24 protein-coding genes and 1 pseudogene are annotated in these 24,264 nt (G+C 37.4%); 14 read left to right on the top strand and 11 right to left on the bottom strand.

What is annotated here, in order from left to right:
- Window positions 1-99: 99 nt before the first annotated feature.
- Complete coding sequence (locus tag FFO06_RS08685; protein ID WP_137907685.1) at window positions 100-471, bottom strand: NINE protein; 372 nt, start codon at window positions 469-471, stop codon at window positions 100-102.
- Between the two features lie 197 nt (window positions 472-668).
- Here FFO06_RS08685 and FFO06_RS08680 point away from each other — a divergent pair, with 197 nt between their 5' ends.
- Window positions 669-992 (top strand): DUF1825 family protein, encoded by a 324-nt coding sequence (locus tag FFO06_RS08680; protein WP_137907684.1) that lies wholly within the window; start codon window positions 669-671, stop codon window positions 990-992.
- A gap of 322 nt (window positions 993-1,314) precedes the next feature.
- On the opposite strand, the gene FFO06_RS08670 is transcribed toward FFO06_RS08680, so the two are convergent.
- Window positions 1,315-3,237, bottom strand: a complete 1,923-nt coding sequence (locus FFO06_RS08670) for a transglycosylase domain-containing protein (protein ID WP_137907682.1) — start codon at window positions 3,235-3,237, stop codon at window positions 1,315-1,317.
- Between the two features lie 156 nt (window positions 3,238-3,393).
- On the opposite strand from FFO06_RS08670, the gene tyrS reads away from it, so the two are divergent.
- A complete protein-coding gene (gene tyrS, locus FFO06_RS08665) occupies window positions 3,394-4,593 on the top strand; it encodes a tyrosine--tRNA ligase (protein WP_137907732.1) in 1,200 nt (399 codons plus the stop codon).
- A 159-nt stretch (window positions 4,594-4,752) separates the two neighbouring features.
- Entirely contained in the window at window positions 4,753-5,373 is a 621-nt protein-coding gene (locus FFO06_RS08660) for a Uma2 family endonuclease (protein WP_137907681.1), read from the top strand.
- A 165-nt stretch (window positions 5,374-5,538) separates the two neighbouring features.
- On the opposite strand, the gene FFO06_RS08655 is transcribed toward FFO06_RS08660, so the two are convergent.
- Window positions 5,539-6,918, bottom strand: coding sequence for a helix-turn-helix domain-containing protein (locus tag FFO06_RS08655; RefSeq protein WP_137907680.1), 1,380 nt, complete (start codon window positions 6,916-6,918; stop codon window positions 5,539-5,541).
- Window positions 6,919-7,110: 192 nt separating this feature from the next.
- Between FFO06_RS08655 and FFO06_RS08650 the strand changes: the two genes are divergently transcribed.
- The 3 genes from FFO06_RS08650 to FFO06_RS08640 are packed head-to-tail and all read left to right on the top strand — an operon-like array spanning window position 7,111 to window position 8,774.
- Window positions 7,111-8,022, top strand: a complete 912-nt coding sequence (locus tag FFO06_RS08650) for an ATP-binding protein (RefSeq protein WP_137907679.1) — start codon at window positions 7,111-7,113, stop codon at window positions 8,020-8,022.
- Window positions 8,012-8,359, top strand: a complete 348-nt coding sequence (locus FFO06_RS08645) for a hypothetical protein (RefSeq protein ID WP_137907678.1) — start codon at window positions 8,012-8,014, stop codon at window positions 8,357-8,359. The genes FFO06_RS08650 and FFO06_RS08645 overlap by 11 nt, the downstream gene beginning before the upstream one ends.
- 13 nt (window positions 8,360-8,372) lie before the next feature.
- Window positions 8,373-8,774, top strand: a complete 402-nt coding sequence (locus FFO06_RS08640) for a hypothetical protein (RefSeq protein ID WP_137907677.1) — start codon at window positions 8,373-8,375, stop codon at window positions 8,772-8,774.
- Window positions 8,775-8,850: 76 nt separating this feature from the next.
- Here the strand turns inward: FFO06_RS08640 and FFO06_RS08635 are convergent, their stop codons facing one another.
- The 4 genes from FFO06_RS08635 to FFO06_RS08620 form a co-directional block, all read right to left on the bottom strand.
- Entirely contained in the window at window positions 8,851-9,213 is a 363-nt protein-coding gene (locus FFO06_RS08635) for a type II toxin-antitoxin system RelE/ParE family toxin (protein ID WP_137907676.1), read from the bottom strand.
- Window positions 9,203-9,448, bottom strand: coding sequence for a type II toxin-antitoxin system RelN family antitoxin (locus FFO06_RS08630; RefSeq protein ID WP_028088777.1), 246 nt, complete (start codon window positions 9,446-9,448; stop codon window positions 9,203-9,205). Before FFO06_RS08630 ends, FFO06_RS08635 begins: the two co-directional genes overlap by 11 nt.
- 72 nt (window positions 9,449-9,520) lie before the next feature.
- Complete coding sequence (locus FFO06_RS08625; protein ID WP_028088778.1) at window positions 9,521-9,754, bottom strand: YgiT-type zinc finger protein; 234 nt, start codon at window positions 9,752-9,754, stop codon at window positions 9,521-9,523.
- Window positions 9,754-10,065: a DUF4258 domain-containing protein gene (locus FFO06_RS08620; RefSeq protein WP_137907675.1), complete on the bottom strand. Its 312-nt coding sequence runs from the start codon at window positions 10,063-10,065 to the stop codon at window positions 9,754-9,756. Before FFO06_RS08620 ends, FFO06_RS08625 begins: the two co-directional genes overlap by 1 nt.
- A 676-nt stretch (window positions 10,066-10,741) precedes the next feature.
- Here FFO06_RS08620 and pyrF point away from each other — a divergent pair.
- The gene (pyrF, locus tag FFO06_RS08615; RefSeq protein WP_137907674.1) at window positions 10,742-11,482 is read left to right on the top strand and encodes an orotidine-5'-phosphate decarboxylase; all 741 of its coding nucleotides are present in this window, start codon (window positions 10,742-10,744) and stop codon (window positions 11,480-11,482) included.
- 257 nt (window positions 11,483-11,739) lie between these two features.
- Entirely contained in the window at window positions 11,740-12,396 is a 657-nt protein-coding gene (locus FFO06_RS08610) for a hypothetical protein (RefSeq protein WP_199306398.1), read from the top strand.
- A 72-nt stretch (window positions 12,397-12,468) separates the two neighbouring features.
- Here FFO06_RS08610 and hemJ read toward each other — a convergent pair whose 3' ends face one another.
- Both hemJ and FFO06_RS08600 read right to left on the bottom strand, forming a co-directional pair.
- A complete protein-coding gene (gene hemJ / locus FFO06_RS08605) occupies window positions 12,469-13,047 on the bottom strand; it encodes a protoporphyrinogen oxidase HemJ (protein WP_137907673.1) in 579 nt (192 codons plus the stop codon).
- A 90-nt stretch (window positions 13,048-13,137) separates the two neighbouring features.
- Window positions 13,138-13,731 carry a thylakoid membrane photosystem I accumulation factor gene (locus tag FFO06_RS08600; RefSeq protein ID WP_137907672.1) on the bottom strand — a complete coding sequence of 198 codons (594 nt, stop codon included), beginning with the start codon at window positions 13,729-13,731 and terminating at the stop codon, window positions 13,138-13,140.
- Between the two features lie 334 nt (window positions 13,732-14,065).
- Between FFO06_RS08600 and FFO06_RS08595 the strand changes: the two genes are divergently transcribed.
- From FFO06_RS08595 to FFO06_RS08585, 3 genes are all read left to right on the top strand, one after another.
- Window positions 14,066-15,409: a Mur ligase family protein gene (locus FFO06_RS08595; RefSeq protein ID WP_137907671.1), complete on the top strand. Its 1,344-nt coding sequence runs from the start codon at window positions 14,066-14,068 to the stop codon at window positions 15,407-15,409.
- 61 nt (window positions 15,410-15,470) lie between these two features.
- Window positions 15,471-15,740, top strand: coding sequence for a hypothetical protein (locus FFO06_RS08590; RefSeq protein WP_137907670.1), 270 nt, complete (start codon window positions 15,471-15,473; stop codon window positions 15,738-15,740).
- Window positions 15,741-15,870: 130 nt separating this feature from the next.
- Window positions 15,871-16,857 carry a metal ABC transporter solute-binding protein, Zn/Mn family gene (locus FFO06_RS08585; RefSeq protein ID WP_137907669.1) on the top strand — a complete coding sequence of 329 codons (987 nt, stop codon included), beginning with the start codon at window positions 15,871-15,873 and terminating at the stop codon, window positions 16,855-16,857.
- Window positions 16,858-16,941: 84 nt separating this feature from the next.
- Here the strand turns inward: FFO06_RS08585 and FFO06_RS08580 are convergent, their stop codons facing one another.
- Window positions 16,942-18,855: a DNA polymerase III subunit gamma/tau gene (locus FFO06_RS08580; RefSeq protein WP_137907668.1), complete on the bottom strand. Its 1,914-nt coding sequence runs from the start codon at window positions 18,853-18,855 to the stop codon at window positions 16,942-16,944.
- A gap of 164 nt (window positions 18,856-19,019) precedes the next feature.
- On the opposite strand from FFO06_RS08580, the gene FFO06_RS08575 reads away from it, so the two are divergent.
- From FFO06_RS08575 to hemE, 3 genes and pseudogenes are all read left to right on the top strand, one after another.
- Window positions 19,020-19,667: a hypothetical protein gene (locus FFO06_RS08575; protein WP_236097108.1), complete on the top strand. Its 648-nt coding sequence runs from the start codon at window positions 19,020-19,022 to the stop codon at window positions 19,665-19,667.
- Window positions 19,668-19,866: 199 nt separating this feature from the next.
- A pseudogene (locus FFO06_RS08570) lies at window positions 19,867-22,146 on the top strand (tetratricopeptide repeat protein); the annotation flags it as partial.
- 544 nt (window positions 22,147-22,690) lie between these two features.
- The gene (gene hemE / locus FFO06_RS08565; protein ID WP_137907666.1) at window positions 22,691-23,743 is read left to right on the top strand and encodes a uroporphyrinogen decarboxylase; all 1,053 of its coding nucleotides are present in this window, start codon (window positions 22,691-22,693) and stop codon (window positions 23,741-23,743) included.
- A 258-nt stretch (window positions 23,744-24,001) separates the two neighbouring features.
- Here the strand turns inward: hemE and FFO06_RS21145 are convergent, their stop codons facing one another.
- Entirely contained in the window at window positions 24,002-24,166 is a 165-nt protein-coding gene (locus tag FFO06_RS21145; RefSeq protein WP_162501186.1) for a hypothetical protein, read from the bottom strand.
- Window positions 24,167-24,264: the final 98 nt, after the last annotated feature.

Genomic DNA, 24,264 nt, shown 5'->3' with positions numbered 1-24,264 from the left:
TTCAAAAATCCCAAAGCTTACCGTCGTAAAAGTAAGGTCTTGAAACATTTACGACGTATTTCTACTTTTCTAAAAATTATTTATTCCACTACAGCCTATCTAAATCTGATCTAACATCCGGCGGCGTTTTTGCTCAAACTCATACTCAGAAACTAATCCTTCTTGACGAAGTGCGTCCAACTCCCGCAAAGCATTAGCTACTGATTCTACTTGATTACTCTGAGGAGGTGTTACCTGACCTTGACTTTTACCCAAATTAAAATGACGATCAAAAGTCTCTTGATCTTGAGTTAAATACCAAACCCACTCAATAGCACTAGCTACCTTGGGAATAGGTGTCCAAGATAATAAAACATACACTATTCCCCAAAGTGGTTGCCCCAAGTAGAACTTATGCAAGCCTGGAATCGTTATTGTCCCAGAAAAGGCTAAAATAGCCGCAATAATCCGGTTTTTTTCCTTAATTAACATGATCTCATCCTAATATAATTTGTGGGATAATTTGTCAAGTTACTTCCAAAGCTCAGAAAACAAGTAGTGAAATTTCGGTAAAAAACCCTACTTTAACCAACCTAGTTTTTATATATGAATCTTCTACACTAAAATTAAGGTGTAGAGCCAAAATTTCCACCTACTGGACTAATAGTAATCATTTAAATTAAAGGAAAATGGGATTCTTCGACTCGGAAATAGTGCAGCAAGAGGCCAAGCAGTTGTTTGAAGACTATCAAGCACTGATTCAACTTGGCAACAGCTACGGCAAATTTGACCGTGAGGGCAAGAAATTGTTTATTGAGCAAATGGAATCTATGATGGACAGATATCGCGTCTTTATGAAGCGTTTCGAGCTATCAGAGGATTTCATGGCCCAAATGACTATACAGCAGCTAAAAACTCAATTAGGTCAGTTTGGTGTAACTCCACAACAAATGTTTGAGCAAATGAATGTCACACTAGAAAGGATGAAAGCGGACTTGGAAAAAACAAAATGACCATTATATAGGTAATGGGTAATGGGTAATAGGTAATGGGTAATGGGTAATGGGTAATGGGTAATGGGTAACAATAATTTCCCATCACCACTGTCAACTGTCAACTGTCAACTGTCAACTGTCAACTGTCACCTGTCACCTGTCAACTGTCAACTGTCAACTGTCACCTGTCACCTGTCACCTGTCAACTGTCTACTGTCAACTGCCAACTGTCACCTGTCGTCTATCAACTGTCATCTGTCATATGTCAACTTTCAATTGTAACCTTTCAACTTTCAACTGTCATCTGTCATCTGTCTACCGTCACCTGTCAACTAACCTATTAATTTGACTTAGGACGTGGAAACTGAGAGGGGGACTTAAACTTCTCTACAGGCACATCCTTAAGTGCTTTCATCATAAAATCGCGCCAAATAGGGGCTACCATTACCCCACCAGTTGCTCCACGTGCTAATTGTCTGCTGTCGTCCCTACCTACCCAGACCGCAGTAGTTAGTTGCGGCACAGTACCCACAAACCAAATATCCTTTTCTGAGGATGTAGTTCCTGTTTTCCCAGCGGCTGGTCTATTTATGGCAGCATTTTTACCTGTGCCTTCAGTAATTACAGAAGTCATAATATCAATGGTCGCCGCTGATGCCCAAGAATCGAGAACTTGTTTAGGTTTAGGTGTATTATCGAGAATGACATTACCAGCACTATCTGTAATGCGGACAATTACGGTAGGTGGTGATTGCCAGCCATAATTAGCAAAGGTAGCATAAGCACTAGCCATTTCTAGGGGAGTGACACCAATAGCACCCAAAGGCAGAGAGGTAACGGGTTCCATTGGACTCATAATACCCAAAGTCCGGCAGGTTTCAACGACTTTATTCATTCCCACTGCTTTACCAAGTTTAATCACTGGGATGTTCCGAGAAGTGGCTAGGGCTGCGCGAATTGACATTGCTCCAGCAAAACTACTATCATAGTTTTTTGGGTAGTACCAACCATTACCATCTTGATAACCCACTGGAGCATCTATGACTGTGGTATCTGGTGCATATTTACCAGTAGCAAAGGCAGCATAGTAAACAAAAGGCTTAAAGGAAGAACCCGGTTGACGTTGCGCTTGAGTGGCTCGGTTAAATTCACTGGTTTTATAATCTACACCACCAACTAGAGCTTTCACAAAATGCGTCCGAGGATCAATTGCTACCAAGGCCATTTGATTCTTAGATAACCCTTGGGACTGAAGCTTTTGGTGCCATTCTTTGATGGTTTCTTCGGCCATGGCTTGGAATTTAGCATCAACAGTAGTTTGTACGCGCATTCCCCCTTTGAGCAGGGCTTCCCGGCCAAATTTTTTCGCCAACTCCTGGGCTACAGTATTGGTAATGTAAGGTAAGGCGCTACCTTGAAAAGACCTGATTTTGCCAAGTTTAATTTCTTGCTTGAGGGCATCATCCCGTTCTTTTTGGGTAATCCAATTTAACTCTATCATCCGCCCCAAAACTTCTTTTTGTTTCTGTTTGGCCATTTTCATGCTGGCAAAAGGGCTAAACTCTTCTGGTGCTTGAATTAAACCAGCCATCATGGCTGATTCACCTAAAGTTAAATATTCTGCTGATTTGTTAAAATAACTGCGGGCTGCTGTTTGCACACCGTAGTTGTTATGACCCCAATAAACTTGATTGAGGTACATTTCCAGAATTTCGTCTTTACTGAGAATTTGCTCTAAACGAATTGCTAGTACAGCCTCGGCTAATTTCCGCGTAAAAGCCCGTTTTTGAGACAAAAACAGGTTTTTCACCAATTGCATGGTGATGGTAGAACCACCTTCTTTGACACCACCTGCTACCATGTTGACTACCACAGCACGGCCAACTCCACTAGGATTAATCCCATGATGATCGTAAAAGTGACCATCTTCACTGGCCAAAACTGCGCGTTTGAGGTTGGGGGAAATTCTATCCAATGGTACTACTTCTCGGTTGGCTTCTCCGTGGATACTGGTTAAAAGTTTACCTTTTATATCGTATATGTAAGTTGTTTCTGAAGGAAAAAAGTTTTTAATTTGTCTAACATCTGGTAAATTACGGAAACTAATGGCTAAACCAACTAGTGTCCCCGCTATAATGGAGCTTGATAGGAGTGTTATGAATAGGAGAGTACCCCCAGTTATCTGACCGACTCCTTTAAAAAACTCAAATCCAGATGAATCCTGCTGTTGTGGTTGTTTGTTTTCAAAAGTCCTAGAAGACACGGCTATCTCACTTCCTCACTGGTAAATTTAAATGTAATTCATTAAATGGCAAAAGACGGTTAATTTTTTGTAATTATAGTAATCTGGCAGAACAGAGACGGGATGACAACCCTAACTTTTACAGTCGAAAGTATATTTAATGGCGAATTTCTTAGTATGACGCAAAATTTCTCTTGGTTGCATCGTGGTGTGGCAGAAATTTTTCCTCAACCCCATAACGATGATCATGACACGGAAAGTCTGGAAAAGCGGTTACTTAATTCCGACCGTCCTTTAAGAATTAAACTAGGTATTGACCCTACGGGGGCAGATATTCATCTTGGTCATAGTATCCCTGTACGGAAATTGCGGGCTTTTCAAGATGCTGGTCATACGGCGGTACTGATTATTGGAGATTTTACGGCGCGAATTGGTGATCCTACTGGTAAATCTGAGGTGCGTCGTCAGCTTACGGAAGCTGATGTGACACGAAACGCTCAAACTTACCTTGACCAAGTACGTCCTATTTTGGATTTTGATACCCCTGGTCGGTTGGAGGTACGTTATAACTCTCAATGGCTTTCCCAGATGGATTTGGGGAAAATTTTAGAGCTACTTTCCACAATGACTGTAGGACAAATGTTAGCTAAGGAAGGTTTTTCAGAACGTTATCAACAAGAAAGTCCCATTTTTCTCCATGAGTTCCTGTATCCACTAATGCAAGGTTATGATTCCGTGGCTGTGGAGGCTGATGTGGAATTGGGGGGGACTGATCAAAAATTTAACATCGCTGTCGGGCGAGATCTACAACGTCATTTTCATCTCAAACCGCAATTTGGACTGTTATTACCAATTTTAATTGGTACTGATGGTGTACAAAAAATGTCTAAATCTTTAAGTAATTATGTCGGTTTGGGTGAACATCCTTCACAAAAGTATCAAAAACTTCAAGGTGTACCAGATAATTTACTCCCACAGTATTTTGAATTGCTGACAGATCTACCTTTAGATAGTTTGCCACAAAACCCACGCGATCGCCAGGAGTATCTTGCATGGGAAGTGGTGCGTCAATATCACGGTGAAGCGGCAGCTAATGAGGCTAGAGAGGCTGCTAAAACTGGTGGAAGGGATGGAGCATCATTACCGGAGTATTCTGTGGCTGCTATTCCTCAATTTCCTGCGAAATTAGCCTTTATTTTGGGTGCTACTGGTTTATGTAAAAGTACCGCCGAAGGTAAAAGGAAAATTCAGGAGGGTGGAGTGAGGATAGATGGTGATAAGATTAATGATGCGGATTTAAGTTTTTCTCAGCCTGATGATTTATATAATAAAGTGTTACAGGTGGGTAAGAAGAATTTTATACGGTTAGTAAAGTAGGAGCGAACGGCCGTTCGCCCCTACAGCTGTTTGTCCGTACAGAGTTGTAGGGTGCGTCAGATATGGAAAATCTATTTATTTGCAGGATTTATACAGTAGCAAAGCACCCTACCAATCTGCCAGTTATAATGTTGTCATTATCAGTAATTCTTAAAAGTCATGATTCAAACCTTAACTAAAATTGTTACATTCGAGGAATTTGTTAACTGGCTTCCTGACAATTCCGATATACGTTATGAATTACATCATGGAGAAATTGTTAAAATAGCCCAACCAGTGGGAGATCATGAAGAGGTTAAAGGGTTTTTAGGTGTAGAAATCCCCTTTGAAATTAAACGAATGGGATTATCTTATGTGATACCTAATCAAGTTATAGTTAGACCAGAAGGTAAAGATTCTGGTTATTTTCCCGATTTGTTGGTTTTAAATCGTGCCAATTTAGCTAATGAACAATTATGGAAAAAACAATCAGTTATTAGTCATGGGGCTTCTATACCATTAATCATCGAAATTGTTTCCACTAATTGGCGTGATGATTACCATTTAAAGTATGCTGATTATGAGGAAATGGGTATTGCTGAATATTGGATTGTAGATTATGCAGCTTTAGGAGGACGTAATTTTATTGGTAATCCTAAACAACCTACTATTTCTGTTTGTAATTTGGTAGATGGAGAATATCAAATCAGCAGATTTAGAGATGATGAACAGGTTATTTCTCAAACTTTTCCCGAATTAAATTTAACTGCAAATCAGATTTTAAAAGCTGGTATGATGTAGGTTTAAATCAAATAAATCAAGATATTTGCAGATTTATTCCCCAAACATTATCTAAACAGCTATAAATTAATTTTGACTAATCTAGGACTTACGCACGATTCACTGAATAACTAACCACAGAGGCACAGAGAACACAGAGAAATGAGGGTTTGAGGAATATTTTGCTTAAGTCCTGTAATTTTGACAAAAATTTCTGACATATTCTCTGAAAATGGGAGATAAATCAAACAATATGTTATCCCCTGTAATTTTCTGAATTAAATACCTTTTTTGTAGAGATTCTAACCCATTAATAAAATTAGTAGAAGATAATTCTAAGGTAATTTTTAGATATTCTCTAGATACAGGTTGATTACATTTACTCAATGCTAAAATAATTTGTTGTTCAATGGGTGATATATTATTAAATATTTGGCTAAATAAAGATTGCATTTCTTGAGTAATTACTAATTCATTTTCTGCTAAAAATTCACTAACTTTACCATTAAAAATCTTTTTAATTGAGATGGTAATAGTTTTTAGAAACAATGGATGACCTGTATATAATATCATTAAATTTAACCAAGTATCTTCATCTTTTAATCCGGTATTTTTGAGAATATCTATATTTTCTAGTCCTGATAGTTCTAAAGATTTGATAGGATATAATTCTTCATCTAAAGATTCCATTTCTGGACATTGTTCTTGACTGATTAAGATTAGATGACTTTGATGTTGGGTTTCTGTAATCATTTTGAATAAGGTTTGATAGTCTTGATATTCTGGTTGATATTTTCCCGCAAATTGATGAGGAGTAAAGATATTTTGTACATCATCAAGAATAATTAAACATTTTTTATTTGTGAGAATATCAAATAATTGTTTTAATTTATCATTTATAGTTGCTTTGGGTTCTTGTTGACAAGTATTTAATAAGTCGTTAATTAGTAAATTTAGGGATTTGGGAAATTTTAAACTTCTCCAAATAATAACTTCAAACTTTTGTTGATGTAAGTCTATGAATCTTTTAACGAGGGTGGTTTTACCAATACCGGATAATCCTAAGATGGAGATTAAATTAGTAGTTTGGTTTAATATCCAATGGGTAAGGGTTTGTAGTTCTTTTTCTCTGTTATGAAACTTGATGATTTGGGGTGCTAGAGTTAAATCGTGATGAGATAATTTAGATTGGGTATTTATATTAGTTTCTTGAGTTTCTTTATTAGGATGATTTAAGGTTTGTGGATGATAAAAATTATTATTATTTCCATGTATATGATAAACATTTAGAGAATGTGGAGATGATTTAATATATATTCTTTCTAATGTAGAACGGAAATTAGTTTTTTTAATATCTTCATTTAATGCTTGGGATAAAAGTTGCCATAATTCAGCACCTATATCTCCGACATGATTTTTAGTAACATTACATTCTTGTGCAATATCATCATAGGTTCGTCTTTCCCATGTTCCCTGAACTACAGCAGCTTGAACGTCGTCTAAATGCTTGCCAGTTTTTTCAAAGACTATCTTATCAACAAATGTAACAACTTCGTTTATATTCATACAAGCTATACATTGTAAAGGTTGTAACCATTATAGATGAATATTATTCAATTTTTTCCGATCTTTTCCTATTTTTTGCTTAGTATTTTGTAATAAAACAACCGTATAAATCCGTTTATATCAGACTGTTTAAAATACTGATATTTTGGCATTATGGTAGTTGAGTCAAATACAATCTGTATTAGGATGAGCATGAAGTTCACAATTGTCAAAGACAGCGATAAGTCAAATAAGCAAGAGGAAGTGAAGACTTTAGTAGAGCAGCCGAAGTGGACTCTTGAAGAAGTAGCACTATCCAAAAGTACACTTGACCAAATTGACCAGATGGTTGCCTACATAAAAAACAGAGAGAAACTTTTGAATGATTGGGAATTCAATCGCTTTCTGAAAACAGGAAGTGCTTTGAGCATTAACTTTTTTGGCGTACCAGGTACAGGTAAAAGCATAACGGCTGATGCAATTGCTCATAAAGTTGGAATGTCAATTATTAGAGCTAACTATGGTGAGCTTGAATCTTCTTTTGTAGGAGGAACATCTGATAACTTAGCATCAGTTTTCAAAACAGCAGAAGAAACAAACAGCTTACTATTCTTTGATGAAGCTGATGCTGTACTTAGTAGAAGAATCTCCAATCTATCGCAAGCAGCAGATCATGGTGTGAACTCAGCAAAAAGTACCTTGCTCACTCTCTTAGATAAATTCAATGGGATTATTGTGTTTGCCACAAATCTTTTTGATAATTATGATGAGGCTTTTTTGAGAAGGATTCTTTTTAATATAGAGTTTTTAGCTCCAGATTTAGCAATGAGAGAACAGCTATGGAGATTTCACCTATCTGAAAAAGTACCCAAGGAAGTCAGTTATCAGCATTTAGCAAATATTAGTGATGGTCTTTGTGGTGGTGATATCAAAAATATCACTATTAAGTTAGGCTTGAAATTGTTGACTGAAAAGGTAAAAAGCATTGATGAGCTTTTAGTCAAAGAAGAAATTGACAAGTACACAGAAGTAAAAATCCGGCATAAGAGAAAACCACTTTTAGCCGAAACTCCTGTGAATGGATCTGATAAAAATATTATGGAGCAAGAATTTTATGCCAATTGATCCAATAACTTGGGCAATAATTATAGGCGGCGCTTTAGCAGGGTTTACTGTTGATAATTTTTGGGATGAAATTAAGGAATGGGCTAGTCGAATGCTAGGCTATATACTGGATGTCATAAATCATGACGTTGAGGTTACATCGGATGCACTTGTTTATATTGTAAAAGAAGGAACTCGTATTTATAAGGAAATAGAAGTTTTTTCTAGAAATATTTACACTGGTGCTACAACCCGTCATGTAAAACGCGAAGAAATTTCTCCTAATCAAGTTCCTCCTGATATTGAGGAGCAACTTGAAGCAAAGAGGAAAGTTAAAATTATGCAGCAGCAAACTTAGGAGATAGTTAATCATGGATAAACAAGAAAGTCTTAAATACAAGTTTAGTAAGCTATTCAACAATATTGCAAGCATCCCTAAGCAACTTTCAAATGCAATTCAGAAAGGATTGAAAGAAACTTTTAGCTTAGTCTGTGTTAAAAACGGATTATTAGATTTTGAATTAATTGAAGAAGATGTAAAACAGATACACGAAACTATGAAATCCAAAGGTGATAAGGTTCTTCGCAGTCATCTTATTTTGGATAATGAACGTGACTTAATGGAAATTCGGACATATACTGAGAGAAGTGATAAGACTTTTGTTAACACAATTGATGCGAAAGTGAAACGAGTAACTAATATTCCCTCTGAGATTTTAGAAGAACTACAAAAGGAAGGGCGTGTTGAACTAAGTTTAACATTGGTGAATTAAGCAAGTAAGAAGTAGAAGTAGGTTGAGGGTCGTTACCTCAACCCAACATTTATTATATTTCTCTTATTAGCGTTTTTTATTCATCTCTATAAAACTCGTCTAAAATGGAATCAATTTCATAATCAGTAATATCTTCTTGTTCAGATTTACTATAAATTGTCAATAATAAAATACTGGTTTCCGATTCAAGTAAATAAATTACCCGATAACCAGCACTTTTACCTTTTTGAATATTACTGTTTTTGACTCTAGCTTTATAAATATAAATATCTTCACCAAAACCACTTAACCTATCTCCTAATAAATTGCCTTTTTGTAATTCCGTAATAAAAAACTGAGTATCAGAGCGAATATTGCGATACTTTTTGGCTAAATATTTTAAATTCCTCTGATATTCAGGAGTTAAATCAATATTAATTAAGAAAGACTCATTCTGCATCAATTCCTTCCCACATTTTTTCTAAAGGTATTCTTTTTCCTGCTTTCGCTTCTTGTAATGCTGTTTTTAAACTTGCTTTAATTTCCATAACAGAGGTATCATCAGAATCAGATTCAGTTTCATCTGGTACAAGGATAATGACTCTGACTTGTTTAAGTGCATGAATTTCTAAAGGTTTATCTAATAATAATTGACCTTTTTCATCAAATTTTCCCATGACTTCAAAAGCTTTCATTGTTTGACCTCAAATAGATAAGAATACAATTATAGCTGAATATAATCCACTGACAAATACTCAAGCTATCAATTAAGCAGAAAAAGCAAAAACATCAATCTCAATTTTTCTCTGGGATTTTTGATTACTATTCAACATTAAACGAATATTTTCAGCAGTTTCACTACTAAATGTTACTTCCCCACAACGAGAACAAACTTTAGCGGGAATACCCTCAACTAACATTAGTTTACCTTCGATTTCAAAAGTTTCATTAACTAATTCTTCAGTAAATTTATCTGAACCACAAATATGACAACTTAGCATTATAACCTCCTTTGGGAATAATTAATCCATTCTGTTTGCTCAGGCTCATATAAAGTAATAATAGTTAACATATCAGATTCTCGTCTTGATACCTGTAAATGTAAAGGACGATTATTAATTGTCAATCCTAAAATTAAACAGCTAGGAGAGTATTTATCATCAGGATAATCTTCAATAATAATTGCATTATCTCCTGTTTCCATTATTTCCGAGCGACTGATATTTCTTTCAACTAAACGTTTTAATCCGTGACGAGTAAATTCAAAATTTCCTGACTGAAGTTGTTCACGAATTTCATCTATAGATTTCATTAGTTATGGTGTGATCTCCTACAAGATGATAAAATTGATTCATTGATTCCAATGCAGATGAAGAATATAAATAATATTATTATACGATATATTAGCAAATATTTTTGCTAATCGCCATATCATAAACTGTCTATTTTGTCAACCCACCCCTGACTTTGCTTTACAAAAGTACATCAAGGTATTTCTAAATTTGTCCGAAAGATTCTCTATCACTCCTGAATATTTTCCCCGTCCTCACTTTCCCTATTTCTCAAATACCTATCAATAAAGGATTTCCAGATTCTACTTCCTGCAATTTTAGAAAATTGATATACTACGCCTAGATTTTGAAATTTTACCAAATCGCTGAAACTATTGCAAGATCGTTGATAAATAGAAATTATTCTCAATAAAATATTAAGAAAATATAAATATGAAGTTATATTAATTTTTCCAGAATAGAAATATTTAAACTATTTTCCAATTATCTATAATTTAAACTTATAAATTAAGGAAATAACAGGCTTAAGAGTAAAATTTTTGTTGTACTCTATTACACAGTATTTATATGTTATTAAACACTTATAGGCTTTATTTAAGTAAGTCTAATTGTTAAACTACTCAAAAGTAGTCATATTAAACATCGCTATTGAAGTATAATAAATTGGATAATATGTAATAAGTAATAATCAGAATTATGAATGATGAAAAAATTATTGTACCTTTAGATGTATCAGATTTAGATAGCGCGATCGCTCTCATTAATAAACTTCCTCAAGTCACTTTCTGGAAAGTTGGTTTGGAGTTGTTTACCAGCACAGGTCCGAAAATTCTCGATATCCTCAAATCTCGTCAAAAACGTATTTTCCTCGACTTGAAATTTCACGATATCCCCAACACTGTCGCTGGTGCTTGTCGCGCTGCTGCTGGTTATGGGGTGGATTTATTGACAATTCACGCAACTTGTGGTAAGGATGCTCTCAAAGCGGCTGCGGAAGCTGTGGAAATTGGAGCGGAAAAAGCCGGAACAAAACCTCCGCAATTAATCGCTATTACGTTGTTAACCAGTATTTCCCCACGACAATTGGCGTTTGATTTGAAAATTCCCCTGGAATTACCAGAATTTGCTCTGGAAATGGCACTTTTAGCTGAAAAGTCAGGGTTGAATGGGGCGGTTTGTTCTCCCCAGGAGGTGCAACAATTAAGAGAAACTTGTAAAAATGACTTTTTGCTCGTTTGTCCAGGGGTGCGGCCTACTTGGTCTGAAAAAGGCGATCAAAAGCGATCGCTCACTCCTTCCCAAGCTATCACAGCGGGTGCAGATTATCTCGTTATCGGTCGTCCTATTACTGCGGCTGCTGAACCTGAGTTAGCCTGGAATCTGGTTGTTGAGGAGTTAAAGACTTTTCCTACCAAAAACCAAAGGCCTCTTGACTAAAGAAAACTTTGGTTATCAAGATAGTTCTTCCTCGTCTTTTACATCAGAACAAATTCAAAATCAATTGTCAACCCCCTTGATAGTATTTTTTGGGCTTTTCTTGGGAGTGGGAATTATTCGATAAGTTTTCGATAAGTTATGGAGGTACAAAATCATCTGTGTTTATCTGCGTTTATCTGCGTTTCATTCCTAATTGCTGTACCTAGGAGGATGAGAAATGCTATTATTTACAATTTATATGATGACAAAAACGAGCAATGCTAAACCTTGACTGGAGTTTAGAAGTTGAAGAGGAAAAAAGAACAAGGAAGAACGAAATCAATTTCTCTCCTGGTTTTTGGCGCTTATATTTAATAGCCTGTAATTTATGGTTATTTATTGCTCCTGGATTTTATTATCCTCTAATTGCGAAAACTATTACTCCTAAATCTGTAAATCCCCAAGTTACTAACTCCTGTTCTCAACAAAGTTTAGAAACTTTAACAACTCAATTAATGTTAGATTTACCTGGTTATGCTAACCGTGTCGCTCAACGTGCGCGTCGTCTGAAAAGGAGTGTTGATACTTTTTCCTATATATTGGCTGCGGGTAAACCAGAGTTTGAATCTTTACCATTAAATCCTGGTATTGATCATGGGGATAACTATAACACGGAAGGAGTAGAACAGGTTTTCTTTACAACCTTAGAGAGAAAATATCTTAATAAGAAACCTGTAGAATTACAAGAATTTCACAGGCTATTTTTGACAAAAACTAACACTGGTTGGAGTGTGGTTATGATGTTTTCTCAAACCAGTGAGTATCCAGTTAAACCTCCTATCGCACCACCCAGAAATAGTAGTTATGGTGCGATCGCTCAAGGTGTTAAACTATGGTTACGGGATTGTCAAGCTGGAACTGTTCGATTACAGTAAGTAGTTACAGCCATTTTCAGGTAAATCGTTTTTTGTTTCCCACCCAGGCGCAAATCAATATACTATATACTATTACCCTTGGGGAACTTGATTTAATTCTGCTGTTAGCTTCTCTTTATTGCGTCTACGGATTTTAGCGTAAATTTGAATACTCACAGCCATGAACACTACTAAACCGAAAATTAGCCAAGCTGTCATGTCGGTGGGTAAGTTATTCTTGAATATAGCCAACATGACAATTACAACTAGTAAAAGCGTTGGTGCTTCATTCAAAGCGCGTAAACTTTGACCACTCCATTTACATTCATCCGCTGCTAACTGCTTCATGAGTCTACCACAATAATGATGATAGCCAATTAAAACAGCTACAAACGCTAATTTGAAATGTAGCCAGGGTTCTTGTAAAATATCCATGTTTGTAGATAAGATACCAATAGCCATCGCTACTGTTACTAACATTCCAGGGGTAGTTATAATATCATAAAGACGCTTTTCCATGATTTGATACTGGTTTTTCAGTATCGTTTTTGCTGGTTCTGGTTCTTGGTTGGCTTCAACGTGGTAGATAAATAACCGAACTAGGTAAAATAACCCCGCGAACCAAACCACAAAGCCAATAATATGAAATGCTTTAAACCAAGAATAAGCCATAATATCGTAACCTGCCTTAATCGCCTTACAAATGACCTTAATACCAGGTTAAGGTAATTCTAGTCGAGAATGGCGATACATTAAGAACTATTATTGATCTTCTAACTGACTACTAAACTGTTTAGCAGAACGTGGTTTTAACTCGACTGACTCAGTGCGAGGTAATAAATCAAATATTTCTCTAAATTTGTCATCTATTTCTTCAAAAGGTACTTGACCTTTTTTGTTCAAGACTACTTTACCCGACTGGTCAAAAACTACAACTTGAGGAACACCCCCTGAATAATAATATCCTGGTTCTGTCGGTTGATAGGTCTTGTCAGCTAAAATGGTATCAACACTGATAGGAATAATCTCCGCTGCGCGTCCATAGAATGCTTGTACCTCGGAAACAACTTGGGCATATTTCTTGCAATCGCTACTATCATCAATGTAAAATGTCACTAGGGCTGGTTTGTGTTCTGCTAATGTCTGTGCTAGTGTTTCTTTGGCAGGAACTAAAGAACCATTACCAGCATAAATTACAAAAATATTACCATCATAACGATCATCTTTAATACCTGCCATTGCGGGCTGTATACTAATTATGAATAGCAAAGGAAGCAGCAATAAGCATTTAGATATTAACCGTCTCCAGTTGGTGATTATTTGAGTTTGTAAAAAAAGCCACTTTATTATATTCATTCACAGAAACCTTGTATTTGTCAGTTGTCAGTTGTCAGTTGTCAGTTGTCAGTTGTCAGTTGTCATTGGTCTATTGTCAGTTGTCAGTGGTCATTGAAAAAAATCATCTTTTCTTGTTTCCCTATTTCCCGTCTCCTTGTCTCCTTTTGATGCTATCTTCTCTATAATAATCCTATTTGATTTTTTTAATGAACCACACCAGACACAGAGATCATGGAGGAAGAGAAAATAAAGATGTTATGTCTACGGATACACATACTCATTCAAAATCGTTATAGTTAGTTAAATTTACAGTTTCAAATGCTTTTGACAATGATCACGTTATTAATAAATCATGACTGTGGGTAAAAAAATAAAATTTATCAGTAGAATTACCTTAGGTTTTGCGGTATCAATAGCCAAAAGCGTGACGTTTTTGGTCAGGTCACTGCGTCTTGGTGCTGCTAGTGTTTTACCAGGTGCTATTGCGCGACGTATAGAACCCCGAATTTTGCAATTATTGAGTCAGCAAGTTAAACACGGGGTAATTATTATTGCGGGAACAAATGGAAAAACTACTACTGCTTTGCTGTTATGCACCATTTTACAACGAAAGGGGTTTCGTATTGCCCATAATTCTACAGGCGCGAATCTGGAAAATGGTTTAGCAACTGCTTTGATAGACAATGCTAATCTGTTGGGAAAGTTAAATATAGATTATGCAATTTTAGAAGTTGATGAAAATATAGTTCCCAAGGTTTTGAAACCGCTACAACCTCGAATTATTCTCTGTTTAAATCTGTTCCGCGACCAATTAGATAGATATGGAGAAGTAGATAGTATTAGTAAGCGGTGGACCAAGGTAATTTCGACTTTACCAGAAACAACCGTAGTTATTCCCAATGCTGATGATCCAACTTTATCATATTTGGGTCAACAGTTACCACAAAGAGTCTTATTCTTTGGTTTAAATGAACCAGAAAATTATTTAGAAGCTATTCCTCACGCTGTTGATTCTATCTATTGTCCTAGATGCGGCCATGCTCTAGACTATCAAGGGGTTTATTTATCCCACTTGGGAGATTTTACTTGTCCTAGTTGTGGTTTTACTAAAGGTCAACCCGCATTATTAAGTCGCAACTGGCCACAAATTCTTGTCGGTTTGTACAATAAATATAATACTTTGGCCGCAGTTACAGCAGCAAAAGAATTAGGAATTGATGATGTTATTATCAGAGATACAATTAACGATTTTCAAGCCGCTTTTGGTCGCGCTGAAGATTTAGTTATTGACGGTAAACGAGTACGGATTCTATTATCTAAAAATCCCGTAGGTACAAACGAAACTATTCGCGTCGTTACTCAAAGTACCGATAAAACTACTTTATTGGTCTTGAATGACAGAACCCCCGATGGTACTGATGTATCATGGATTTGGGACGTGGATACGGAAAAGTTGGTAGCACGGGGAGGAACATTGATTGTGAGTGGCGATCGCGTGTATGATATGGCCTTACGTTTGCGTTATAGTCAAGAATCTGTGGAGAGTAATATTAACCTGATTGTAGAGTCAGATTTGCACAAAGCGATCGCAACTGCTCTAAAGCATACACCAACAAATGAAACTTTACACATTCTCCCCACCTATTCGGCCATGTTAGAAGTAAGAGAAATATTAACTGGTAAGAAAATCCTCTGATAATTGACAATTGACAATTGACTAATTATGCTGTACTAACAGCAGTGTTTATCTGTGAATTATGAAAATAGTCAAACTGATTTTACTTGCTTTTCCCGCATTTTTAGCATCTCTGCTATTACTAGTCAACCCAGCACAGGCTTCCTTGAAAGCTACACCTGCTGCAAATACAATTGCGTTATTATCTAATCAAGCGAATCTTGATTTAACAATACCGCAAATAAATAAGATTACACATTATGTGATAGAAAAAACTGGTTGTAGTTGCGCTAATTGCGTTCAGACTAATTTAGATAAGTTACAAGGTAAATTGCCTATGATTGGGGCTTAATTAAGTTAGACTAATTAATAAAGATACAGATTTGCTGTGTCTTTATTAATTAATTGATATGATAATCAAACTCTGAAAAAGTAAGTTTAAATTCTGGAACTTTGCAGATATTTATAAGCGACAATAAATTATGTTAGGAAAAAAAATATCTACCCATTTTACCCATTTATTAAAAACCACCATTTTCGGTTTAATCTTAGGATTATTTGGCTGTGGAAATAGAAATATTAGTACAATATATAATCAAAGAAATTCGACTATTATTAACAGTAACTTACCCATAGTAGTAGCAACTAATAGCGTAATTTGTGATTTAACAAAACAAGTTGCTGGGAATACAATTAACCTGATATGTTTAATCCCTCCTGGTATGAACCCCTTAACCTATAAACCCATACCGGAAGATAGTCGAGTTATTGAAAGTGCTGATTTGGTTTTATATCATGGTTACAATTTTGAACCAGGTTTAATGAAAATCATTAAATCTACTACAAATACAAACTCTTATCCAAAAATTGCTGTTGCTGAAAGTGCTGTCAAAAATCCAATCAAAATTAAACTTATAGAACCCCATATTTGGCATAATCCTAATAATACCATAAAAATGGTAGAGATTATTAATAATAATTTAATTAAATTAGCACCAAATAATAAAAATATCTATAGTAAAAATACTAAAAAAGTCATCCAAGAAATGAATCAAATTGATAATTGGATTAAAAAAAGACTAGATACTATTCCTGCTAAAAATCGCAAGTTAATCACATCCAACACAGCAATGATTTATTACGTCAAGGCTTATAATATTCCATATTCAGTAAATTTAGCTAAGATCAAAAATATCGAAAAGCTGACATATACAGAAGTCGAAAATTTCGCTATGGATATTCAAAAAGCTAACGTACCAACAATTTTTGCAGATACAACAACTAACTCTAATTTACTTGAATCTCTAGCCACAGCAGCCAATGTTAAGGTTTTTCAAAGACCACTTTATATTCATGGACTAGGTGCAGCGGGGACTGACGGAGACACCTATCAGAAAATGATGGACGCTAATACAAGAATAATTGTGGAAGGACTGGGAGGAACATATTTAAAATTTGAACCTGATTAAAAAGGAAAAATCATCATGACTGAATATCAAAAGCTCGAATAAAGCGGACAGGAAACAGGACGTGATTATCCCCTGCTGCATTTCTCAAGTATATTCATCATCAACATAAGATTCATATATTTCATGAGTTTCCGTAGAAGTAACGGAATTAGCTAAATGGAAGCTATCATCTGTCACACGGATGATTTCTCCAGAAAAGAATTTGGCTAAACTTTCCGCAGCTTTGAGTACACCATCGTGATCCCAATTTGATGGTGGTGGTTGCACTTTTGTAGGAGAAGAAATAGCTTGTGTTGGTGCTGTGTTAGTGACAACTGGCTGAGTTTTGACAGGTGCGGGAGGTGGTGTGGATACTGTAGATACTGGCTGTGGTGTGGGTGGGAGGGATGTAGGTTGGGGTGGTTGTTGGGGTGGTTGTTGGGGTGGTTGTTGAACGGGAGGAGAATTTTGCCCCGGTGGATTTCTTCTCGTTGATATCACATTTGCGCCATTAGCTTTTTCTAGAGTGACTTGTATTTCCTGCTGAAAGGCTTGTCTAAATGCTGTAGTAATCACAGGTACATAAGATTTCACTTTGTCATACCAAACTGCTTTTACCCCTACACGGGCCATAGAACCGTTAAACTCAATTAAATGGCACATTTGCCCTAGTAGTGCCTGGGTGGGTAGCTGTTGAATATGTCCACGCACTTGTTGCCAAAGTTGTGTTAAGTCGTATTGTGAATCTTCTCTAATTGGCTCTACTGGTGCTGGTACGGATAAAGGTTCTGGGACTGGTGGTGGGAAATTAACAGGTGAATTGTGATTTGTGGGCGGATATGCCGGTGCAGGGGCGACGGGAGGGTAAACTGGGGTTACAGGAGTTGTATTAACTCGCTGGGAAATATTTGCCGTTTGGATTTGAATATTGGCACTGGGTAATAATCCCAGTAATGTTACTTCTAACCATAATCGGGGTTGAGTGGTGTTTTTTAGTTGTACTTCTGCCGTTCTCAGGTGTTGTTGTCCCAGTAGGATGGTACTGGTGTCAAATTTTTGGGCAAAGTTGACTAATGATGTCCAAGTTGACTGGGTACAGGTAACTAAATCTTGACGACTGGGGGCGGTTTTCGCTATCAGGAAATCCCGGTAAAAAGCGGCGAGATTTTGGAGAATTATTAGGGGTTCTCTACCTCTATCTAGGATTTTTCTGGTAAAGTCTAATACTATCTCTGCCTGATCTTGACTAATAGCCTCTAATAGTCCCAGTAAGTCTTTTTCACTGACTGAACCCACCAAATCCCAAACTTTATCCGGTGTCACTTCTCCATTGACTAAAGCTAATTGATCTAGTAAACTTTCTGCATCTCTTAATCCCCCTTGGGCAATTTGTCCTACCAATGTCAAAGATTCATGGGAAATATTAATATTTTCTTGGGAGGCAATGTGAGTTAGATGTTTTACCATAGACTCTAGTTGAATCCGCTTGAAATCAAACCTTTGACAACGAGAAATAATTGTTGGTAATACCCTTTGTGGGTCAGTTGTTGCCAGAACAAAAACGACGTGCTTAGGTGGTTCTTCTAGGGTTTTAAGTAATGCGTTGAAGGCTGCGGTACTTAACATATGGCATTCATCAATGACATAAACTTTATACCGACACTGCATGGGAGCAAATTGCGCCCTTTCAATCAGTTCCCGAATATTATCAACACCAGTATTACTAGCAGCGTCAATTTCAATCACATCTGTAGAATAGCCTTTAGTAATTCCCTGACAAATTTCGCACACCCCACAGGGTTCAGGTGTGGGTTGGTTACCTTGCAGACAATTGAGAGATTTAGCCAAAATTCTCGCACTAGAAGTTTTTCCTGTACCTCTGGGGCCAGTGAACAAATAAGCAGGGGCGATTTTTGCTGAAAGAATAGCATTAGTTAGGGTAGTAGCGATCGCTTCCTGACCCACCAGTTCAGCAAAACTTTTTGGCCGATACTTATGGTGCAGCGGTTCGTAAGACATGGAGACAGGTTTAAATCCGTATATCCCAGGTAAATTAAGGGTTTCACCATTCTAACAACTTATGGCATTTTCCCCTTCCCTTGACCCTAGGAAAAGACTTTTAGTGCAAACCTGGGTACTAACTATCGTTAAAATTTGAAGAAGCAACATCAATGGTGCCGCAGATGCTCAAGCAACTACTTCAATGGATCAAAAAACTTTTCCGGTGCTTGTTTGCTGGTAAACAAAATCTCACCTCCGCTGGAGAACAAGTTCCAAAATCAGTAGCACCACCCCTGAGTGATACAGATTTAGAATTTCTATTTACAGAACTTTTAGAAGGAGTCCATCAAGTTAAGGGACAAACCTGGGCGCAAAAATGGCTAGATAATCTTGAGGATCGTGTCAGCACGGATCGCTGGTTAGAATGGTTAAATCGGTTTGGGGAAAGATTATTAGCATCTTCTAGACCTCATAATGAATTAGCAGCTAGATTAGTTCAACTCGGTGAATTGAGAGTTGGGGAAATCAGTAATCTGTCCTACGATATAGGTATGAAAATCTTAACAAACAATCCGGGAGAGCCAATTTGGGAATATGATGGACCAGATATAGTACAAAATAATCCCTCAATACCAACCAAAACGGAGGAAGAACTAACGACAGAAGAATACAAAACTGTTACCCTAGATGAGTTACTTATGATGTTGCAGGATGATGAAAACCTATGTCAGCAAGTTGCCGAACAACTAGGAATGGAAACAGATAATCCAGAAGAAATTATTCAAGCCTTGGTTAATCAGTATCATGAAGCTAATAAATCTTCTGTATAATCAGGATTAGTGATGGGAAGAGTTTCTGACTCCATCTTTTGATCACTAACCTCAATAACTAAGTTTGATTTGTTCACTGTAGCTATCAAGAATTTTACGTAATTAGATCTCAATTTTGTAATTGATTCCGTAATTAATGATTTTTTAGACACAACGATAGCTACAATCTAGGAGAAGCAAAAATTCAATAAATTGGCAGATGTTAAGGTGGCTATTGCAGAGGCTTAGCGAATTTTTACAGTACATCTTTGACAGTCTGGGGATCATCAATCCCCAGACTAGTCAAGGTAATCTGGTGGCAGAGCAGCCACCAGAACTTACGAATGCGGATCTAGAGTTTTTATTTAACGAACTGTTGGAAGGAGTGCATCAAGCGCGAGGAGAACGGTGGGCGCTGAAGTATTTGCAGCGGATGGAACCAAGAATTACTGTTGACCGTTGGCTAGATTGGCTGTTGACTTATGGTGACAAATTACTATCTTCTCCCGCGCCTAATCATGAGTTAGCCCAACGGATGGTACAACTGGGTGAGTTGGGTATTGGTGAGGTTGGCAACATGTCCCATGATATTGGGATTCAGCTATTGTGGCGCAACATGAACCAAGACCATGAGCGCGGTCAAGAACCACAGGACTTAGACATCCCTATACCCACTCAAGAGGAGCTAGATAGTCCTGGTCAAGAATTACTTCGCCAAATTGGTGAAGAATTCTGGGCATATCAGGATGTGGATGCTATTACTGACCAATCAGTATCCCAACTGATTGAGAACTTATTGACAAATTCTTCTCCAGGGTCAACTGGTAAGTCTTTGTCTCAAAATACTGCAAAAGAAAAGAGTAAGACGGTAAGTGAATCTCACAGTGACGACTATACAATTCAGAAACCTCCCCAAAATGTTGAGGAAGTATTTGTAGATCCATTAGATCTCCACAAGGAAAGCTTGATAGCGATACAACCCCAGTTAGCATCCACTTTAGATGAGTTGATGGTACGGTTGGAGCAAAGCACTAATCTCGTTGAGCAGTTAGCTTCAGATTTGGCAATTCGTGATGGTCAGATCGTTGGGCAACCAAGATCAGAAATATTTGTTCCTCATCAGGCGGAAACTTTATTTTCTCAAGGTCTACAGCAAGCTAAATCGGGAAATTTATTAGCCGCTTTGGCTTTGTATGAACGGGCTAGTCAACTACAACCTCAAGTTTATGAATATTGGTGGCATCAGGGGTTAGTTCTCTTTCATTTACAGCGATTTACTGAGGCGATCGCCGCTTATGACCAAACACTGGCAATCAAACCCGATTTATACAAGGTTTGGTACAGTCGAGGTTGTCTTCTCTGCGAATTGGGAGAATTTGATCCGGCTATCGCTGCTTTTGATCAAGCAATCACTATTCAGCCAGATTACCAAGAAGCTTGGTCTAGCAGAGGTTTAGCATTACTCAAGTTAGGTTTAATCTCGGAAGCAATTACTAGTTATGATCAAGCTATCAAGCTACAACCTGAAGACGCGGAGGCTTGGTACTACCGAGGGATATCTTTAGCTGTGATTCAACAAGACGTAGAAGCAATTGCTAGTTATGATCAAGCCCTGAATCTACGACCGGACTATCATGAGGTTTGGATTGATCGGGGTATAGTCTTATTTAATTTAAAAAGATATGCGGAAGCAATTGCTAGTTATGATCAAGCCCTCTCTATTCAACCTGAATTTTATTTGGCTTGGTATAACCGGGGTGTGTCTTTTGAAAACTTAGGTAATCGTCAAGAGGCGATCGCTTCCTATCAAAAAGCCATAGCTATTAAACCTGATTTTCACCCCGCTTGGTATAACCAAGCTGTAGCCCTATTTTACTTAGAACGTTTCGCCCAAGCTATTTCCTGTTATGACAATGCTTTACAAATTAAAATGGACTATTGGGAAGCTTGGCTCGGTCGTGGTGTAGCTGCGGCTAATCTCAACTCTTACCAATCATCATTGATTGTAGTTAGTAACATTTCTAAGTCTAATCCCGCTCTTAACTTAGGTGGCTATGAGGGCAAGTTAGCAAGTTATCAAGAGGGTTTGAAGCATCTTCGTCCAGATACTCACCCGGAAGGCTGGGCAAGATTACATATAGCTATCGCTAATACTTACTACGAGCAAGGGAAAAAAGAAATCGCACTTCGTGATTATTGGCATGATGCTATATCTGAATACCAACTGGCACTATCCACTCTCTCACTGGAGGATTTTCCAGAATTGTACCTAGAAATTTTGCAATCTCTAATCAAAGTGTTTGTCTGTTTGGGAGAAACAGCAACTACACAGGAGTTAAAAAAATGGGGGATTGAATTATTACAACAATTACTCTCTCACCCCACTCGTTCTGACGACAGCAAAAAACAACTGGTACTAAAATTCGCAGATTTTGAACAATTAGCAGTTGATTTGAGTCATAATGAGTCATAAATAGATAGACAAAACTTGGTAGAAGCTTGAGAAATCGCTGAACAAGGTAAAAATAATTGCTTATAGTGGATTTAATTTGCTCAAGAGTACAAATACAGCAATATTCTTAATCTGGCAAAAAATAAGGGAGGGCATCTCCCCGGAATTAAACCCTCAAGCGAATCAAGGGTAATCTGAGAATGATAAGCTATATGGTGACCGAAAAAAATCGGATACAAGCCCCGTCCTTCTAAGACCGCTTTATAGTAAACTAAGTATAGTCGCCACAGGGCATTGGGAGACTATAAACGGACACTCCAGACTGGATCAGACTACTTTTCGGTAGCACCGGTCAGTGAAATGTCAAGGAATCCTCGCTCATGAAAGGACGAGGGGTTCATTACAAATTGTTAGAAAAGTATTCCCTAATGCTTATACAACAGAAGGGATAGCGAGTGCAGCCGTTGCACCATTAAAGGTTTTACCTTTATAAAGACAAGAACTATTACGCATTTCTACATTAGTAGATTTTAGTAGGTTTTGGCAAACGGTTATGTCAAATATAAAAGTGCAAATAAAGGCAAGTTGTTAAATGGGTTTTTCCTCAACGGCTCCTCTCCTCCTCCGCGCCGCTCGTGGTGAACAAGTAGACCGTCCCCCCGTATGGATGATGCGACAAGCGGGACGCTATATGCAAGCATATCGGAATTTACGGGACAAATATCCTTCTTTCCGCGATCGCTCGGAAATCCCCGAAGTAGCTATAGAAGTTTCCCTCCAACCCTGGAGAGCTTTTCAACCCGACGGAGTAATTTTATTTTCCGATATTGTCACCCCCCTACCAGGAATGGGGATTGACATGGATATTGCGGAAGGGAAGGGACCGATAATTTATTCGCCCATACGCACTAAACAACAAGTTGATCAACTGCATTCCTTAGATCCAGAAACAGCACTGCCGTTCATTAAAACGATTTTGCAAGCATTACGGCAGGAAGTAGGTAGTCAATCAACGGTATTAGGCTTTGTCGGCGCACCTTGGACTTTAGCAGCTTATGCGGTGGAAGGTAAAGGTTCTAAAACCTATTCCATCATCAAAAATATGGCCTTCTCAGATCCCACTGTTCTACATCAGCTATTAACTAAATTAGCTGAGTCTATTGCAGATTACGTGCGCTATCAAATTGATTGTGGTGCTCAAGTAGTACAAATGTTTGACTCTTGGGCTGGACAATTAAGCCCTCAAGATTATGATACCTTTGCTCTACCTTATCAAAAAATGGTATTTGAGAAGGTGAAACAAACTCATCCTGACACACCATTAATTTTGTTGGTGACAGGTAGCGCCGGACTTTTGGAAAGAATGGCAACCTCCGGTGCTGATATTATTACTGTAGACTGGACAGTAGATATGGCGGATGCACGAGCCAGATTAGGTAAGCACGTGAAAGTACAGGGTAATCTTGATCCCGGTGTGTTATTTGGTTCTAAGGAATTTATCCGCGATCGCGTTTTGGACACTGTTCGCAAAGCCGGTAACTGGGGACATATCCTTAATCTCGGACATGGTGTATTACCAGAAACTCCAGAGGAAAACGTCGCTTTCTTCTTTGAAACCGCAAAAAACCTCAACGCTTTGGTTTAGTTTCTGTTTGATTTTTTGGGTGGGTTTTTCCCACCTGATTTTTGGGGAACGCAGATAAACACAGATAAACACAGATGAGGAAATATCCTTTAATCATCAAAATATACTTAATCTTTTAAAATCCAATTTGCTAGATTTTGTCTAATTCTTCTTAATCTTCCTTCAGAAATTGCCACAATTTTACCCAAAAGTATCTGTTAAATCGGATTCTGTGTATTCAGGAAGATGATCATTTTCTAAGTCTCTCATAGCTTGTTCTCAGAAAAATTTGTTCCATTCTTCATTTTCTTTATTGATCAAAATTGGGATTAAGGTTTTTTGAATTGTCCATTTTTCTTCTTCTATCAGTTCTAAAATAGTTTCTTTGATCAGGGCTTTTAGTTGTTGGGTTTCCATCCCACATTCCGCACCCTGAACTGTCACAGATCAAAAAAGCAGAGATAGTAGTACATAATAACTAACGATCAATTAAAGAGAAATAAGCTTAATGAGAATACATATCATTAAAAGGGGGGTGGTGT

This window comes from Dolichospermum planctonicum (genome assembly GCF_005402965.1).
In the GTDB taxonomy this organism is placed as follows: domain Bacteria; phylum Cyanobacteriota; class Cyanobacteriia; order Cyanobacteriales; family Nostocaceae; genus Dolichospermum; species Dolichospermum planctonicum.
Note: the sequence above shows the minus strand (reverse complement) of the source record. Positions and strands in the feature narration are given on the sequence as shown.

Coding starts and splice junctions, on each gene's coding strand:
- FFO06_RS08575 (WP_236097108.1), top strand. CDS start 19,020: ATGCTCAAGCAACTACTTCAATGGATCAAAAAACTTTTCCGGTGCTTG.
- FFO06_RS08600 (WP_137907672.1), bottom strand. CDS start 13,731: ATGAATATAATAAAGTGGCTTTTTTTACAAACTCAAATAATCACCAAC.
- FFO06_RS08585 (WP_137907669.1), top strand. CDS start 15,871: ATGTTAGGAAAAAAAATATCTACCCATTTTACCCATTTATTAAAAACC.
- FFO06_RS08595 (WP_137907671.1), top strand. CDS start 14,066: ATGACTGTGGGTAAAAAAATAAAATTTATCAGTAGAATTACCTTAGGT.
- hemE (WP_137907666.1), top strand. CDS start 22,691: ATGGGTTTTTCCTCAACGGCTCCTCTCCTCCTCCGCGCCGCTCGTGGT.
- FFO06_RS08635 (WP_137907676.1), bottom strand. CDS start 9,213: ATGCAGAATGAGTCTTTCTTAATTAATATTGATTTAACTCCTGAATAT.
- hemJ (WP_137907673.1), bottom strand. CDS start 13,047: ATGGCTTATTCTTGGTTTAAAGCATTTCATATTATTGGCTTTGTGGTT.
- FFO06_RS08685 (WP_137907685.1), bottom strand. CDS start 471: ATGTTAATTAAGGAAAAAAACCGGATTATTGCGGCTATTTTAGCCTTT.
- tyrS (WP_137907732.1), top strand. CDS start 3,394: ATGACGCAAAATTTCTCTTGGTTGCATCGTGGTGTGGCAGAAATTTTT.
- FFO06_RS08650 (WP_137907679.1), top strand. CDS start 7,111: ATGAAGTTCACAATTGTCAAAGACAGCGATAAGTCAAATAAGCAAGAG.
- FFO06_RS08660 (WP_137907681.1), top strand. CDS start 4,753: ATGATTCAAACCTTAACTAAAATTGTTACATTCGAGGAATTTGTTAAC.
- FFO06_RS08610 (WP_199306398.1), top strand. CDS start 11,740: ATGCTAAACCTTGACTGGAGTTTAGAAGTTGAAGAGGAAAAAAGAACA.
- FFO06_RS08625 (WP_028088778.1), bottom strand. CDS start 9,754: ATGCTAAGTTGTCATATTTGTGGTTCAGATAAATTTACTGAAGAATTA.
- FFO06_RS08620 (WP_137907675.1), bottom strand. CDS start 10,065: ATGAAATCTATAGATGAAATTCGTGAACAACTTCAGTCAGGAAATTTT.
- pyrF (WP_137907674.1), top strand. CDS start 10,742: ATGAATGATGAAAAAATTATTGTACCTTTAGATGTATCAGATTTAGAT.
- FFO06_RS08590 (WP_137907670.1), top strand. CDS start 15,471: ATGAAAATAGTCAAACTGATTTTACTTGCTTTTCCCGCATTTTTAGCA.
- FFO06_RS08645 (WP_137907678.1), top strand. CDS start 8,012: ATGCCAATTGATCCAATAACTTGGGCAATAATTATAGGCGGCGCTTTA.
- FFO06_RS08680 (WP_137907684.1), top strand. CDS start 669: ATGGGATTCTTCGACTCGGAAATAGTGCAGCAAGAGGCCAAGCAGTTG.
- FFO06_RS08630 (WP_028088777.1), bottom strand. CDS start 9,448: ATGAAAGCTTTTGAAGTCATGGGAAAATTTGATGAAAAAGGTCAATTA.
- FFO06_RS08640 (WP_137907677.1), top strand. CDS start 8,373: ATGGATAAACAAGAAAGTCTTAAATACAAGTTTAGTAAGCTATTCAAC.
- FFO06_RS08580 (WP_137907668.1), bottom strand. CDS start 18,855: ATGTCTTACGAACCGCTGCACCATAAGTATCGGCCAAAAAGTTTTGCT.
- FFO06_RS08655 (WP_137907680.1), bottom strand. CDS start 6,918: ATGAATATAAACGAAGTTGTTACATTTGTTGATAAGATAGTCTTTGAA.